14 protein-coding genes and 1 tRNA gene are annotated in these 13,653 nt (G+C 68.9%); 14 read left to right on the top strand and 1 reads right to left on the bottom strand.

Annotated features, from left to right (window positions below; translation table 11 throughout):
- Positions 1–27: 27 nt before the first annotated feature.
- A complete protein-coding gene (locus tag FQY83_RS00910) occupies positions 28–966 on the top strand; it encodes an isopenicillin N synthase family dioxygenase (protein WP_146384255.1) in 939 nt (312 codons plus the stop codon).
- A 325-nt stretch (positions 967–1,291) separates the two neighbouring features.
- Positions 1,292–2,401, top strand: a complete 1,110-nt coding sequence (locus FQY83_RS00915; RefSeq protein ID WP_146384257.1) for a glucuronyl esterase domain-containing protein — start codon at positions 1,292–1,294, stop codon at positions 2,399–2,401.
- A gap of 130 nt (positions 2,402–2,531) precedes the next feature.
- Here the strand turns inward: FQY83_RS00915 and FQY83_RS00920 are convergent, their stop codons facing one another.
- Positions 2,532–3,332 carry an SDR family NAD(P)-dependent oxidoreductase gene (locus FQY83_RS00920; RefSeq protein ID WP_146384259.1) on the bottom strand — a complete coding sequence of 267 codons (801 nt, stop codon included), beginning with the start codon at positions 3,330–3,332 and terminating at the stop codon, positions 2,532–2,534.
- 68 nt (positions 3,333–3,400) lie between these two features.
- Between FQY83_RS00920 and tpiA the strand changes: the two genes are divergently transcribed.
- From tpiA to nuoI, 12 genes are all read left to right on the top strand, one after another.
- Entirely contained in the window at positions 3,401–4,153 is a 753-nt protein-coding gene (tpiA, locus tag FQY83_RS00925; RefSeq protein ID WP_146384261.1) for a triose-phosphate isomerase, read from the top strand.
- 35 nt (positions 4,154–4,188) lie between these two features.
- Entirely contained in the window at positions 4,189–4,647 is a 459-nt protein-coding gene (secG, locus tag FQY83_RS00930; protein WP_146384263.1) for a preprotein translocase subunit SecG, read from the top strand.
- A gap of 55 nt (positions 4,648–4,702) precedes the next feature.
- Positions 4,703–4,787, top strand: a tRNA-Leu gene (locus FQY83_RS00935).
- Between the two features lie 76 nt (positions 4,788–4,863).
- Positions 4,864–5,220 (top strand): NADH-quinone oxidoreductase subunit A, encoded by a 357-nt coding sequence (locus FQY83_RS00940; RefSeq protein ID WP_146384265.1) that lies wholly within the window; start codon positions 4,864–4,866, stop codon positions 5,218–5,220.
- Complete coding sequence (locus FQY83_RS00945; RefSeq protein WP_146384267.1) at positions 5,211–5,816, top strand: NuoB/complex I 20 kDa subunit family protein; 606 nt, start codon at positions 5,211–5,213, stop codon at positions 5,814–5,816. The genes FQY83_RS00940 and FQY83_RS00945 overlap by 10 nt, the downstream gene beginning before the upstream one ends.
- A complete protein-coding gene (locus tag FQY83_RS00950) occupies positions 5,813–6,571 on the top strand; it encodes an NADH-quinone oxidoreductase subunit C (RefSeq protein WP_146384269.1) in 759 nt (252 codons plus the stop codon). Before FQY83_RS00945 ends, FQY83_RS00950 begins: the two co-directional genes overlap by 4 nt.
- 14 nt (positions 6,572–6,585) lie before the next feature.
- On the top strand, positions 6,586–7,890 hold the full coding sequence (locus FQY83_RS00955) for an NADH-quinone oxidoreductase subunit D (protein WP_146385279.1): 1,305 nt from the start codon (positions 6,586–6,588) through the stop codon (positions 7,888–7,890).
- Positions 7,887–8,414: an NADH-quinone oxidoreductase subunit NuoE gene (gene nuoE / locus FQY83_RS00960; protein ID WP_146384271.1), complete on the top strand. Its 528-nt coding sequence runs from the start codon at positions 7,887–7,889 to the stop codon at positions 8,412–8,414. The genes FQY83_RS00955 and nuoE overlap by 4 nt, the downstream gene beginning before the upstream one ends.
- Positions 8,415–8,416: 2 nt before the next feature.
- The gene (gene nuoF, locus FQY83_RS00965) at positions 8,417–9,781 is read left to right on the top strand and encodes an NADH-quinone oxidoreductase subunit NuoF (protein ID WP_238333357.1); all 1,365 of its coding nucleotides are present in this window, start codon (positions 8,417–8,419) and stop codon (positions 9,779–9,781) included.
- Positions 9,778–12,054, top strand: coding sequence for an NADH-quinone oxidoreductase subunit NuoG (gene nuoG / locus FQY83_RS00970; RefSeq protein WP_146384275.1), 2,277 nt, complete (start codon positions 9,778–9,780; stop codon positions 12,052–12,054). The genes nuoF and nuoG overlap by 4 nt, the downstream gene beginning before the upstream one ends.
- The gene (gene nuoH / locus FQY83_RS00975; RefSeq protein WP_146384277.1) at positions 12,051–13,157 is read left to right on the top strand and encodes an NADH-quinone oxidoreductase subunit NuoH; all 1,107 of its coding nucleotides are present in this window, start codon (positions 12,051–12,053) and stop codon (positions 13,155–13,157) included. Before nuoG ends, nuoH begins: the two co-directional genes overlap by 4 nt.
- Positions 13,157–13,645, top strand: a complete 489-nt coding sequence (gene nuoI, locus FQY83_RS00980; protein ID WP_146384279.1) for an NADH-quinone oxidoreductase subunit NuoI — start codon at positions 13,157–13,159, stop codon at positions 13,643–13,645. The genes nuoH and nuoI overlap by 1 nt, the downstream gene beginning before the upstream one ends.
- Positions 13,646–13,653: the final 8 nt, after the last annotated feature.

Below are 13,653 nucleotides of genomic sequence, written 5' to 3' on the forward strand. Positions count from 1 at the left end.
GAATCGCATGACTTCCGGAGCCGATCGATGAGTTCTCGAATCCCCACCCTCGACATCCGCCGCTTCGACACGGACCGCGACGCCTTCGTCGCCGAACTGGGCGCGTCCTACCGCGAATGGGGCTTTGCCGGCATCAACGGCCACGGCATCCCGCAGGCGGACATCGACGCCGCCTACGGCGTGTTCAAGGCCTTCTTCGCGCTGCCGGAAGACACCAAGAAGCGGTACCACGTCCCCGGCGGCGGCGGCGCGCGCGGCTACACGCCGTTCGGCGTCGAGACCGCGAAGGGCGCCAAACACTTCGACCTCAAGGAGTTCTGGCACATCGGCCGCGAGATCCCGGACGATTCGAAGTACCGCGACGTGATGCCGCCGAACCTGTGGCCGGACGAGGTGCCCGGCTTCCGCGAACACGGCTACGGCCTCTACCGGACGCTCGACCGGCTCGGCTCGAAGGTGTTGTCGGCGCTGGCGCTGCACATCGGCCTGCCCGAGGACTGGTTCGCCGACAAGACCCACTACGGCAACTCGATCCTGCGTCCGATCCACTACCCGCCGATCACCGCCGACGACATCCCCAACGTGCGCGCCGGCGCGCACGAGGACATCAACCTGATCACCCTGCTGGTCGGCGCCAGCGCGGCCGGGCTGGAAGTGCGTTCGAAGCAGGGCGAGTGGGTGCCGTTCACCTCCGACGCCGACACCATCGTCGTCAACATCGGCGACATGCTGCAGCGCCTGACCAACCACGTGTACCCCTCGACCACCCATCGCGTGACCAACCCGCCGGGCGAGCAGGCGCGCAAGCCGCGCTATTCGGTGCCCTTCTTCCTGCATCCGAACCCCGATTTCCTGATCGACGTGCTGCCCTCGACGGTGACGCCGGACAACCCGAGTCGCTATCCCGAGCCGATCACGGCGCAGGGCTATCTCGAGGAGCGGCTGCGCGAGATCAAGCTGAAGTAGCCGCCGGCCGCGATCGGCGGCGGGGCAGGGCCGTGGAATCTTCCCGGAAGCGCCGATGAGACCCATGCTTGTCATCCCGAACGAAGTGGGGGATCTGCTTTCCCCCGGCGATGCCGGCGAGGACAGGCAGATCCCTCACTTCGTTCGGGATGACAGCCAGGGCGCAGCGTGCCGTGGGGTCGGGCCGCGTGGTGCGGTCCCGCGCTTCGCGTCGATCGCACTGTCGTGCCTGCTGACGGTGGCCTGCGCCCATGGCGTCCCGGACGATGCGGAGGGCGTGCGGGACGAACGCGAGGCCGGCGCCGGTCTCGCCGAAAACCGGGGCATGGACTGTGAAGTCGAGGAGATTGCCGGTTCGCCGGACGCCGGGCTTCCCGACCCGTTCGCACGCGCCGACGGCTCCCGCATCGCAACCCGGGCGGACTGGCGTTGCCACCGGCAGGCGCTGCTGCGCACGGCCGAGGCACAGGTCTACGGCTGGAAGGGCCCGAAGCCGGATCGCGTAACCGGGACGATCGCCGACGATCGCATCGACGTCACCGTGTCCCACGCGGGCAGGGAAGTGTCGTTCAGCGCCGACCTCCGCCTGCCCGAAGGCCCCGGCCCGCATCCGGCGATCATCGTCGTGGGCGGACGTGCGGGCGTCGACGACGGCCTGCTCGCCGGCGAAGGCGTCGCCCGCATCGACTTCGTTCCGACCGCGGTCGGCGCCGAGACCGGCACCTCGCGCGCAAGGCAGGGCGCGTTCTTCGACCTGTACGGAGAACAGGTGCAGGGCACGGGCACCCTGATGGCCTGGGCCTGGGGCGTGAGCCGCATCATCGACGTCGTCGCGCAGGCCGGGCAGGGCAGGCTGCGCGTCGATGCGATCGCGGTCACCGGCTGCTCGCGCTACGGCAAGGGCGCGCTGGCGGCCGGCGCATTCGACGAGCGCGTGGCGCTGACGATCCCGATCGAATCCGGCTCCGGCGGCGTTCCGGCGTGGCGCGGCGTCGTCGCCGAGGGCGCGCAGCCGCCGCACAGCGCCTTCGGCGAACAGCCCTGGCTGGGCGACGCCTTCGGCGCCTTTGCCAACGAGGTGGAGCGGCTGTCCATCGACCAGCACGAGGTGCTCGGCCTGGTCGCGCCGCGCGGCCTGCTCGTCCTCGACAACCCGCACGTCGACTGGCTGGGCGCGCGCTTCGGTCACGTCAGCGCGCTGGCGGGGGCGGAGATCTACCGGGCGCTCGGCGTCGCCGGCAACCTCGGCTACCACTCGGCGGTCGCGGACGGAACGCACTGCGCCTGGCGCAGCGAGTGGGACGTGGCCGCGCGCGACGCCATCCGGCGCCACCTGCGCAAGGCGCAGGCCGATGACCTGCCGATCGTTGCCGCGGACGGGAAGGCGGGGTCGCCGGAGGCGTCCTGGCAGTGGCGGGCGCCGGAACTGCGTTAGGGAAGCTCTGAACAAGTCGGAATTGTCATTCCGAACGCAGTGAGGAATCTCGGAGAATCAAGAGCACGGATTTCTCGCCGCGCTCGAAATGACAAGTTGGGGGTTTTCAGGAGTTTCCTCCAGGCGCGACCTATTCCGTACTGCGGATGCGCGACGAGTTCTTCGCCATGCGCCGCAGGATGAAGCGATCGGGCAGGTGCTTGGTCGCGAAGCGCAGCAGCTTGTACACCGCGCCGGGGACCACGACCACCTCGCCGCGCTCCACGGCGTCGATGCCGGCGCGGGCGACGTCGTCGGCGTCGAGCCACATCCACTGCGGCAGCTTCGACATCATCGCGCGCGTGCCGGTGACGTCGTGGAATTCGGAATGCGTGAATCCCGGGCACAGCGCGGTGGCGTGCAAGCCGGCGTCGGCGTTCTCCAGCGCCAGCGATTCGCTGAAGCGGACCATGAAGGCCTTCGCCGGCGCATACAGCGTCTGCCCGTCGGCCGAGGGCACCAGCGCGGCGAACGAGGCCACGTTGAGGATGCGGCCGTCGCCGCTGTCGCGGATCGCCGGCAGCAGGCGCCAGGTCAGTTCCGACACCGCGCCCACCATCACCTGCAGGAAGGCGGCGTGCGTGCGCCAGTCGTTCTTCAGGTAGCGGCCCGGCACGCCGTAGCCGGCGTTGTTGACCAGGATGCGGACCGGCAGGCCGCGGGCGGCGATCGCGTCGGCCAGCGCCTGCGGCGCGGCGGGGTCGGCGAGATCGGCCGGGACGACGTGGACCTTGACCTGCGCGCGCAGTTCCGCGGCCAGCGCCTGCAGCCGTTCGGCGCGGCGCGCGGTCAGCACCAGCGGCACGCCGCGGCGCGCGTACTCGCGCGCGATCGCGATGCCGATACCGCTGGAGGCGCCGGTGACGAGGGCATGGCCGCGCGGATCGGGCATCGGGGGCTCCTTCGGTGGTCGCGGACGCTTCGGCTATCCTGTGCGCCCTTCAGGATCGGAGTCGCGCGATGCGCCGCAGGATCGTAGCCGGAAACTGGAAGCTGCACGGCACCCGCGATTTCGCCACCCGGCTGGTCGGCGAGGTGGCGGCGGGGCTGCCGGTCCCGGGGGTGGAGCTCGTGGTGCTGCCGCCGCTGCCCTACCTGGGCGACCTGATCGAGGACTTCGAGGGCCATCCCCTGGCCTTCGGCGCGCAGGACGTCAGCCACAACGAGCAGGGGGCCTATACCGGGGAGGTATCGGCGTCGATGCTGGTCGATGTCGGCGCCCGTTACGGGCTGGCCGGCCATTCCGAACGCCGCCGCTACCACGCCGAGAACAGCGATCTGGTGGCCAGGAAGTTCCTCGCCGCCGCCAACGCCGGCCTGGTGCCGATCCTGTGCCTGGGCGAGACGCTGGAGGAGCGGCAGGCCGGGCGCACCGAAGAGGTGATCGCGGCGCAGCTGCGGCCGGTGCTGGATCTGGCCGGGGTGGAGCGGTTCGCCGCCGCGGTCGTGGCCTACGAGCCGGTCTGGGCGATCGGCACCGGGCAGACCGCGACCCCGGACCAGGCCCAGGCCGTCCATGCCTTCATCCGTGGCGAGGTGGCGGCCCGGGATGCTAGAATCGCTGATTCCCTGCCGCTGCTGTACGGCGGCAGCGTCAAGCCGGACAACGCCGCCGAGCTGTTCGCGAAAGCGGACATCGACGGCGGCCTGATCGGCGGCGCCTCGCTGGTGGCGGCGGACTTCCTCGCCATCGCCCGCGCCGCGGCCCGCTGACGCCGGTTCGAACACTTTTTTCCGAGTACGCCGCAATGCTGTTGCTGACCCTCAACATCCTGTTCGTCCTGGTCGCGGTCGCGATGATCGCGCTGATCCTCATGCAGCGCGGCGCCGGCGCTTCGGCCGGCTCCGGATTCGGCGGCGGTGCGTCGGCCACCGTGTTCGGCGCGCGCGGTTCCGCGAACTTCCTCAGCAAGGCCACCAAGTGGCTGGCGATCACCTTCTTCGCGATCACGCTGTTCATGGCGTGGTACGCGACGCACCGGGCGACCGCGCCGACCGCGGGCACCGACCTGGGCGTGATGTCGCAGGTTCCCGCGGCGCCCGCCGCCCCGGGGGCGGTGGCTGTGCCCGCCGCGCCGGTGGCCACGCCGTCAACCGTGCCTGCCGCGCCCGATACGCAGCCGGAGGCGACTTCGACGGTCCCGGCCGCGCCGGCGGAATCCCCGGCGGCGCCACAGGATGCCGACCCGGCTGCTCAAACGCAGTAGGAACGCTTACAATTGCTGCAATGCCGCGAGTGGTCTTGCGCGGCAGTTTGAATTTGCCCAGGTGGCGGAATTGGTAGACGCACTACCTTGAGGTGGTAGCGGCTTAGGTCGTGGGGGTTCGAGTCCCCCCTTGGGCACCATTTTGAAGTTGCGCGCGCGTCAAGGCGCGCCGAGCAACGGCCGCGGCGACGCGGCAAGTAGCCGAGAGAACAACGAGTGCTGGCCGAATACCTGCCGACCCTGCTGTTCCTGCTTGTTGCCACCGGTATCGGCATCGCATTGCTGATCATCGGCAACCTGCTGGGCCCCAAGCGCCCGTCGCCGGAAAAACTGTCGCCGTACGAATGCGGCTTCGCCGCGTTCGAGGATGCGCGCATGCAGTTCGACGTGCGCTACTACCTCATCGCCATCCAGTTCATCATCTTCGACCTGGAAATCATCTTCATCGTGCCCTGGGCCACCGTGTTCCGCGAGCTCGGTCCGCTCGGCCTGGTCGAGATGGGCATCTTCGTCGGCATGCTGCTGCTCGGGTTCGTCTACGTCTGGAAGAAGGGAGCGCTGGAATGGGAGTGATCCAGGCGATCCGCGGCCTGGCGGATTCGGCCAGCAACCCGCTGCCGGAAGGCCGCGTCGACGACATCCTGCGTCCGGAGACCCTGCTGGGCGCATCGGCCGACAACAACCCGCTGCTCGAGCGCGGTTTTGTCACCACCAGCTCCGACGTGCTGCTCAACTGGGCGCGCACCGGCTCGATGTGGCCGATGACCTTCGGCCTGGCCTGCTGCGCGGTGGAAATGATGCATGCCGGCGCCGCGCGCCTCGACCTCGACCGCTACGGCGTCGTGTTCCGTCCGTCGCCGCGCCAGTCCGACGTGATGATCGTGGCCGGCACCCTGGTCAACAAGATGGCCCCGGCGCTGCGCAAGGTCTACGACCAGATGCCGAGCCCGAAGTGGGTGATCTCGATGGGCAGCTGCGCCAACGGCGGCGGCTATTACCATTATTCCTACGCGGTGGTGCGCGGCTGCGACCGCATCGTGCCGGTCGATGTCTACGTGCCTGGCTGCCCGCCGACCGCCGAGGCGCTGGTCTACGGCATCCTGCAGCTGCAGAAGAAGATCCGCCGCGCCACCAACTTCGGCGACGACAAGACGGGGCTGCGCGAATGAGCGAGCCGCTGTCCGCCTTCGTCGAGCGCCTGCGCGCGCGTTTCCCCGAGGCCGAAGTGACGGTCGCGCAGCCGCGCGGCGAGGTCGGCATCGTCACCGCCGGCGACTGGCTCGCCGCCTGCACCGTGCTGCGCGACGAGTTCGGTTTCGAATCATTGGTCGACCTGTGCGGCGTCGATTACCTCGGCTACGGCAGCGACGAGTGGGATACCGACACTTCGTCGGAAGGCTTCAGCCGCGGCGTCGAAGGGCGCGGCCCCGGTCGCTTCCGCTTCGGCGAGGCGCCCTCGCAGCAGCTGCCGCAGCCCGACGGCGAGGGCGCGATCCCGGTGCCGCAGCGCCGCTTCGCTGCCGTGGCGCAGCTGCTGTCGGTGCGCCACAACCGTCGCCTGCGCGTGACCTGCTTCGCGCCCAGCGACGACCTGCCCGTGGTGTCCTCGCTGACCGGCCTGTGGCCGGTCGCCAACTGGTTCGAGCGCGAGGCCTTCGACCTGTTCGGCATCGTCTTCCAGGGCCATCCGGACCTGCGCCGGATCCTGACCGACTACGGCTTCGTCGGTCACCCGTTCCGCAAGGATTTCCCGCTGATCGGCAACGTCGAGGTACGCTATGACGCGGAGAAGAAGCGCGTGGTGTACGAACCGGTGACCTCGGTCGAGCCGCGCGTCGGCGTGCCGCGCGTGATCCGCGACGACGCGCGCTACGAGACCGCGGTCGGCGAACAGGCGGCCCGCCGCACGGGGGATGCGAAGTGAGCGCCGTCCCGCACCTGCCCGTGCAGCAGGCGAGCGAAGGCTTCGCCAGCAATCCCGCCGAATCCCGGCAGGAGATCCGCAACTACACGCTGAACTTCGGCCCGCAGCATCCGGCCGCGCACGGCGTGCTGCGCCTGATCCTGGAGATGGACGGCGAGACCGTCGTCCGCGCCGACCCGCACGTGGGCCTGCTCCATCGCGGCACCGAGAAGCTGGCCGAGTCCAAGCCGTTCAACCAGTCGATCGGCTACATGGACCGGCTCGACTACGTGTCGATGATGTGCAACGAGCACGCCTACGTGCGCGCGATCGAGACCCTGATGGGGATCGAGGCGCCCGAGCGCGCGCAGTACATCCGCACGCTGTTCGACGAAGTCACGCGCATCCTGAACCACCTGATGTGGGTCGGTTCGAACGCGCTCGACCTCGGCGCGATGGCGGTGTTCCTGTACGCGTTCCGCGAGCGCGAGGAGTTGATGGACGTGTACGAGGCGGTGTCGGGCGCGCGCATGCACGCGACCTACTACCGCCCGGGCGGCGTCTACCGCGACCTGCCCGACCGCATGCCGCAATACCGCGAGTCGCCGTGGCGCAAGGGCGGCAAGCTCAAGCGCTTCAACGAGTGGCGCGAAGGCTCGATGCTGGACTACCTGGAAGCCTTCGCCAAGGACTTCCCGACGCGTGTCGACGAGTACGAGACGCTGCTCACCGACAACCGCATCTGGAAGCAGCGCACCGTCGGCATCGGCGTGATCCCGCCCGAGCAGGCGCTGGCTTGGGGCATGACCGGCCCGATGCTGCGCGGTTCCGGCGTGGCCTGGGACCTGCGCAAGAAGCAGCCCTACGCGAAGTACGCGGAGGTCGATTTCGACATCCCGGTCGGCGTCAACGGCGACTGCTACGACCGCTACCTCGTGCGCGTGGCCGAGATGCGCGAGTCCACCCGCATCATCGAGCAGTGCGTGCACTGGCTCAGGGCCAACCCCGGCCCGGTGATGATCGACAACTACAAGGTCGCGCCTCCCTCCCGCGAGGAGATGAAGGACGACATGGAAGCGCTGATCCACCACTTCAAGCTGTTCTCGGAAGGCTATTGCGTGCCCGCCGGCGAGACCTACAGCGCGGTCGAGGCGCCCAAGGGCGAGTTCGGCTGCTACCTGGTCAGCGACGGCGCCAACAAGCCCTTCCGCGCGCACCTGCGCGCGCCGGGCTTCGCCCACCTGTCGTCGATGGACGAGATTGTGAAGGGGCACATGCTGTCGGACGTGGTGGCGATGATCGGCACCTATGACATCGTGTTCGGAGAGGTCGACCGATGAAGGCGACTGGCAATTTCGAGAACGCGCGCAACGTCGACCCGATGGTCGTGCTGAGCGATTCGACGCGCGCGCACATCGACCACTGGCTGACCAAGTTCCCGCCAGACCGCAAGCGCTCGGCCGTGCTGCAGGGCCTGTTCGCCGCGCAGGAGCAGAACCAGGGCTTCCTGACCGACGAACTGATCGCGGGCGTGGCCAAGTACCTCGGCCTGCCGCCGGTCTGGGCCTACGAGGTCGCGACCTTCTACTCGATGTTCGAGACGCAGAAGGTCGGCCGCAACAACGTCGCCTTCTGCACCAACATCAGCTGCTGGCTCAACGGCGCCGAGCAACTGGTCGAGCACGCGGAGAAGAAGCTCGGCTGCAGGCTGGGCGAATCGACCGCCGACGGCCGCGTCTACCTCAAGCGCGAGGAAGAGTGCGTGGCCGCGTGCTGCGGCGCGCCGGTGGTCGTGATCAACGGGCATTACCACGAGAAGCTCACGCCGGAACAGGTGGACGAGCTGCTGGACGGGCTGGAGTGATGGTGGGTCATTCGCACTATTCGGAAGGTTACGGACCCGTCGGCCCCGCGCCGAAGGAGCACCAGGCCGTCTACACCACGCTGCACTTCGACAAGCCGTGGTCGTACGAGAACTACCTCAAGACCGGCGGCTACAGCGCGCTGCGCAAGATCCTCGAGGAGAAGATCCCGCCGGCCGACGTGGTCGAGATGGTCAAGCAGTCGGGCCTGCGCGGCCGCGGCGGCGCGGGCTTCCCGACCGGGCTGAAGTGGAGCTTCATGCCAAAGGGCGAGATGCAGAAGTACATCCTCTGCAATTCCGACGAATCCGAGCCGGGCACGGCCAAGGACCGCGACATCCTGCGCTACAACCCGCACGCGGTGATCGAGGGCATGGCGATCGCCTGCTACGCCACCGGTTCGAGCGTGGCCTACAACTACCTGCGCGGCGAGTTCCACCACGAGCCGTTCGAACACCTCGAGGAAGCCACCCGCGAGGCCTATGCCAACGGCTGGCTGGGCAAGGACATCCTCGGCTCCGGCATCGACATCGACATCCACAACGCGCTGGGCGCGGGCGCCTACATCTGCGGCGAAGAGACCGCGCTGATGGAGTCGCTGGAAGGCAAGAAGGGGCAGCCGCGTTACAAGCCGCCGTTCCCGGCCAATTTCGGCCTCTACGGCAAGCCGACCACGATCAACAACACCGAGACCTACGCCTCGGTGCCGGCGATCGTGCGCAACGGCGCCGAGTGGTTCATGAACCTGGGCAAGCCCAACAACGGCGGCTGCAAGATCTTCTCGGTCTCCGGCCATGTCGCGCGCCCGGGCAACCACGAGATCCGCCTCGGCACGCCGTTCACCGAATTGCTCGAGCTGTGCGGCGGCATGCGCAACGGCAACCGCATCAAGGGCGTGATCCCGGGCGGTTCGTCGATGCCGGTGCTGCCGGGCGAGACGATGATGGGCCTGACGATGGACTACGACGCCCTGCAGAAGGCCGGCTCCGGCTTGGGCTCGGGCGCGGTCATCGTCATGGACCACACCACCTGCATGGTGCGCGCCTGCCAGCGCATCGCGCGCTTCTACTTCAAGGAGAGCTGCGGCCAGTGCACGCCCTGCCGCGAAGGCACCGGCTGGATGTACCGCATGCTGACCCGCATCGCGAACATGGAGGCCACGCTCGACGACTTGCACATGCTGCGCGCGGCCGCCGGCCAGATCGAGGGCCACACCATCTGCGCCTTCGGCGAAGCCGCGGCGTGGCCGGTGCAGGGCTTCCTGCGCCACTTCTGGCATGAATTCGAGTACGCCATCGTGAACCGGCGCTTCCACGTCGACGACGAACTGGCGGGCACGCTGGTCACGGCAGAGAAGGTGGCCGCGTGAGCGCACAGCCCGTCAATCCCAACCTGCCGCCCGACCACGTCACCGTCTTCATCGACGGCGTCGAGCTGGCCGCGCCCAAGGGCTCGATGATCATCCATGCCGCCGACAAGGCCGGCATCCCGATCCCGCGCTTCTGCTACCACGACAAGCTGGCGATCGCGGCCAACTGCCGCATGTGCCTGGTCGACACCGAGGTCGGCGGCCGCTCGGCGCCGAAGCCGTCGCCGGCCTGCGCCACGCCGGTGATGGACGGGCTGAAGGTCTTCACGCGCAACGAGAAGGCGCTCAAGGCGCAGCGCAACGTGATGGAGTTCCTGCTGATCAACCATCCGCTCGACTGCCCGATCTGCGACCAGGGCGGCGAGTGCGAGCTGCAGGACCTCTCGCTCGGCTACGGCCGTTCGGTGAGCCGCTTCGTCGAGCGCAAGCGCGTGGTCGCCGACGAGGACATGGGCCCGCTGGTCGCGACCGAGATGACCCGCTGCATCCAGTGCACGCGCTGCATCCGCTTCACCGCGGAGATCGCCGGCACCTACGAGCTGGGCGGCATGCAGCGCGGCGAGAACCTGCAGATCGGCACCTACGACGGCAAGCCGCTGACCACCGAACTGTCGGGCAACGTCATCGACGTGTGTCCGGTGGGCGCGCTGACCAACAAGGTGTTCCGCTTCCGCGCGCGGCCCTGGGAGCTGATCGCGAAGGAATCGCTGGGCTTCCACGACGCCCTCGGCAGCAACCTGTTCCTGCACCTGCGCCGCGGCGACGTGATGCGCGCGGTGCCGCGCGACAACGAGGCGGTCAACGAGTGCTGGTTGTCGGATCGCGACCGCTACTCGCACCAGGGCCTGTACGCCGATGACCGCGCGCTGAAGCCGCTGGTCCGCGTCGCCAGCAACGGCGACGACGGCGACTGGCGCGAGGCTTCGTGGGACGAGGCGCTGACGAAGGCCGCGCAGATCCTGCGCGACAACGCAGCCGACAGCCTCGGCGTGCTGGTGCATCCGGCGACCTCGAACGAGGAGGGCGCGCTGCTGGCGCGCCTGGCCGAGGGCCTGGGCACCGCCAACCTCGACCACCGCATCGCCCAGCGCGACCTGTCCGACGGCGCGCTCGCGCAGCCGTTCGCGACGCCGGTGGCGGAGATCGAGCAGGCCGACGCCATCGTCATCGTCGGCTCCAACCTGCGCCACGAAGTGCCGCTGCTGCACCAGCGCGTGCGCAAGGCCTGGAACCGCGGCGCGAAGGTACACGTCGTCAATCCGGTCGACTTCGAGTTCGCGTTCGACATCGCCTCAAAGGCGATCGTCGCGCCGTCGAAGCTGGCCGTCGCGCTGTCGGCCGCTGAACTCGCCGACTCGGTGAAGGGCGCCGACAACCTCGTCGTGATCGTCGGCGCGGTGGCCGAGAACGGCATCCATGCTGCCGAGATCCGTGCCGCGGCCGATGCCTTCGCCAGTGCGAACAACGGCAGGCTCAACCGCATCCCGCAGGGCGCCAACGCGCTCGGGCTGGCGCGCCACGGCGTGCTGCCGGGCGCGCGCGACGCCGGCGCGATGCTGGCCGATCCGCGCAGCGCCTACGTCATCTACGGCATCGAGCCGGGCCTCGATTTCGCCGATCAGGCCGCCGCGCTCAAGGCGCTGGGCGGCGCGCAGGTGGTGGCCTTCAGCCACTTCGCCTGCCAGTCCACGCGCCGCGTCGCCGACGTGATCCTGCCGATCGCGACCGGGTTCGAGAACGATGCGACGCTGACCAACCTCGACGGACGCGACCAGCGCGCCGTGGCCGCGGGCAGGCTGCCGGGGCAGGCGCGCCAGGGCTGGACGGCGCTGCGTGCGCTCGGCGGCCAGCTCGGACTCGCCGGCTTCGCTTTCACCGATCTCGCCGGATTGCGCGCCAGCGTCTCCGTGGGAGCGCCTTCAGGCGCGACCTCCGCGGGTGAGCAGTCGCGGCTGAAGCCGCTCCTGCAGGAGGAAGGGCTGGAGCTGGCGGTCTCGCAGGCGATCTACCGCGTCGACGGCCTCACCCGCCGCGCACAGGCGCTGCAGGCGCATCCGCTGACCGTCGGCGCGCGCATCAGCCTGCATCCGGACGACGCGAAGGCGGCGAAGCTGGCATCGGGCGCGATGGCGAAGGTCGGCAACGCGGTCGGCACGGCGACGCTGCAGGTCAACGTCACCGACGCCGTGGCGCCCGGCTGCGCCTGGATCGAATCGGGCTATGGCGCGACCGCCGCGCTCGGCGCCGGCCGCGTCAGGGTGGAGGCGGCATGAGCACGACGACCAACACCGCAACGCTGCTGTCCGGGCTGGCCGCGCCGCTGCACGACTGGCTGATGTCGCTGGGCGCGATCGGCGTGATCGCCTGGATCGTGCTGAAGGTCCTGTTGATCGCGATGCCGGTCATCATCACCGTCGCGTTCTACGTGGTCTGGGAGCGCAAGCTGATCGGCTGGATGCACGTGCGCCACGGGCCGATGTACGTCGGCTGGGGCATCCTCCAGGCCTTCGCCGACGTGTTCAAGCTGCTGTTCAAGGAAGTCATCCAGCCGACCAACGCGCAGCGCACGCTCTACATCCTCGCGCCGCTGCTGACGCTGGCGCCGGCGTTCGCGGCCTGGGCGGTGGTCCCGTTCGACGCACAGCTGGTGCTGTCGAACGCCAACGCGGGCCTGCTGTACCTGCTGGCGATGACCTCGCTGGGCGTGTACGGGATCATCCTCGCCGGCTGGGCCTCGAACTCGAAGTACGCCTTCCTCGGCGCGATGCGCTCGGCCGCGCAGGTGGTGAGCTACGAGATCGCGATGGGCTTCGCCCTGGTCGGCGTGATGGTCGGCGCGGGCAGCCTGAACCTGTCCGAGATCGTGGTGGCGCAGGCGGGCAACGCCGGCCTGTTCGAGTGGTTCTGGCTGCCGATGCTACCGCTGTTCGTGGTGTATTTCGTGTCCGGCGTGGCCGAGACCAACCGCGCGCCCTTCGACGTGGTGGAAGGCGAATCGGAAATCGTCGCCGGCCACATGGTCGAGTACTCCGGCTCGGCGTTCGCGCTGTTCTTCCTCGCCGAGTACGCGAACATGATCCTGGTCAGCTTCCTGACAGCGATCTTCTTCCTCGGCGGCTGGCTGTCGCCGGTCCCGGCGGCGCTGGTCCCCGACCTCCCGATCGTGCGCGTGATCCTCGGCGACGGCTGGTGGTGGCTGTTCGCGAAGGTGTTCTTCTTCGCCAGCTGCTTCATCTGGTTCCGCGCCTCGTTCCCGCGCTACCGCTACGACCAGATCATGCGCCTGGGCTGGAAGGTGTTCATCCCGCTGAGCATCGGCTGGATCGTGGTGGTGGCGTTGATGGCGTATTTCGGCGTGTTCGAGGCGGGCGTCTGATGGGCAAGTTGGTGACATGGTTGCGCAGCCTGCTGCTGCTCGAACTGCTCGGCGGCCTGTGGCTGACGCTCAAGTACCTGTTCCGTCCGAAGTACACGCTGATGTACCCGATGGAGAAGACGCCGCAGTCGCCGCGCTTCCGCGGCCTGCACGCGCTGCGCCGCTATCCCAACGGCGAGGAGCGCTGCATCGCCTGCAAGCTGTGCGAGGCGGTGTGCCCGGCGCTGGCGATCACCATCGACTCGGAGCAGCGCGAAGACGGCACCCGCCGCACCACGCGCTACGACATCGACCTGTTCAAGTGCATCTACTGCGGCTTCTGCGAGGAATCGTGCCCGGTCGACTCGATCGTCGAGACCCACCTGCACGAGTACCACTTCGAGAACCGCGGCGAGAACATCGTCACCAAGCCCAAGCTGCTGGCGCTGGGCGACCGGCTCGAGGCCGAGATCGCCGAACGCCGCGCCGCGGACTCGGCCTACAGGTAAGCCACAGA

The organism is Luteimonas marina (assembly GCF_007859325.1).
GTDB lineage: Bacteria > Pseudomonadota > Gammaproteobacteria > Xanthomonadales > Xanthomonadaceae > Luteimonas > Luteimonas marina.

Coding starts and splice junctions, on each gene's coding strand:
- FQY83_RS00910 (WP_146384255.1), top strand. CDS start 28: ATGAGTTCTCGAATCCCCACCCTCGACATCCGCCGCTTCGACACGGAC.
- FQY83_RS00915 (WP_146384257.1), top strand. CDS start 1,292: ATGGACTGTGAAGTCGAGGAGATTGCCGGTTCGCCGGACGCCGGGCTT.
- FQY83_RS00920 (WP_146384259.1), bottom strand. CDS start 3,332: ATGCCCGATCCGCGCGGCCATGCCCTCGTCACCGGCGCCTCCAGCGGT.
- tpiA (WP_146384261.1), top strand. CDS start 3,401: ATGCGCCGCAGGATCGTAGCCGGAAACTGGAAGCTGCACGGCACCCGC.
- secG (WP_146384263.1), top strand. CDS start 4,189: ATGCTGTTGCTGACCCTCAACATCCTGTTCGTCCTGGTCGCGGTCGCG.
- FQY83_RS00945 (WP_146384267.1), top strand. CDS start 5,211: ATGGGAGTGATCCAGGCGATCCGCGGCCTGGCGGATTCGGCCAGCAAC.
- FQY83_RS00950 (WP_146384269.1), top strand. CDS start 5,813: ATGAGCGAGCCGCTGTCCGCCTTCGTCGAGCGCCTGCGCGCGCGTTTC.
- nuoE (WP_146384271.1), top strand. CDS start 7,887: ATGAAGGCGACTGGCAATTTCGAGAACGCGCGCAACGTCGACCCGATG.
- nuoH (WP_146384277.1), top strand. CDS start 12,051: ATGAGCACGACGACCAACACCGCAACGCTGCTGTCCGGGCTGGCCGCG.
- nuoI (WP_146384279.1), top strand. CDS start 13,157: ATGGGCAAGTTGGTGACATGGTTGCGCAGCCTGCTGCTGCTCGAACTG.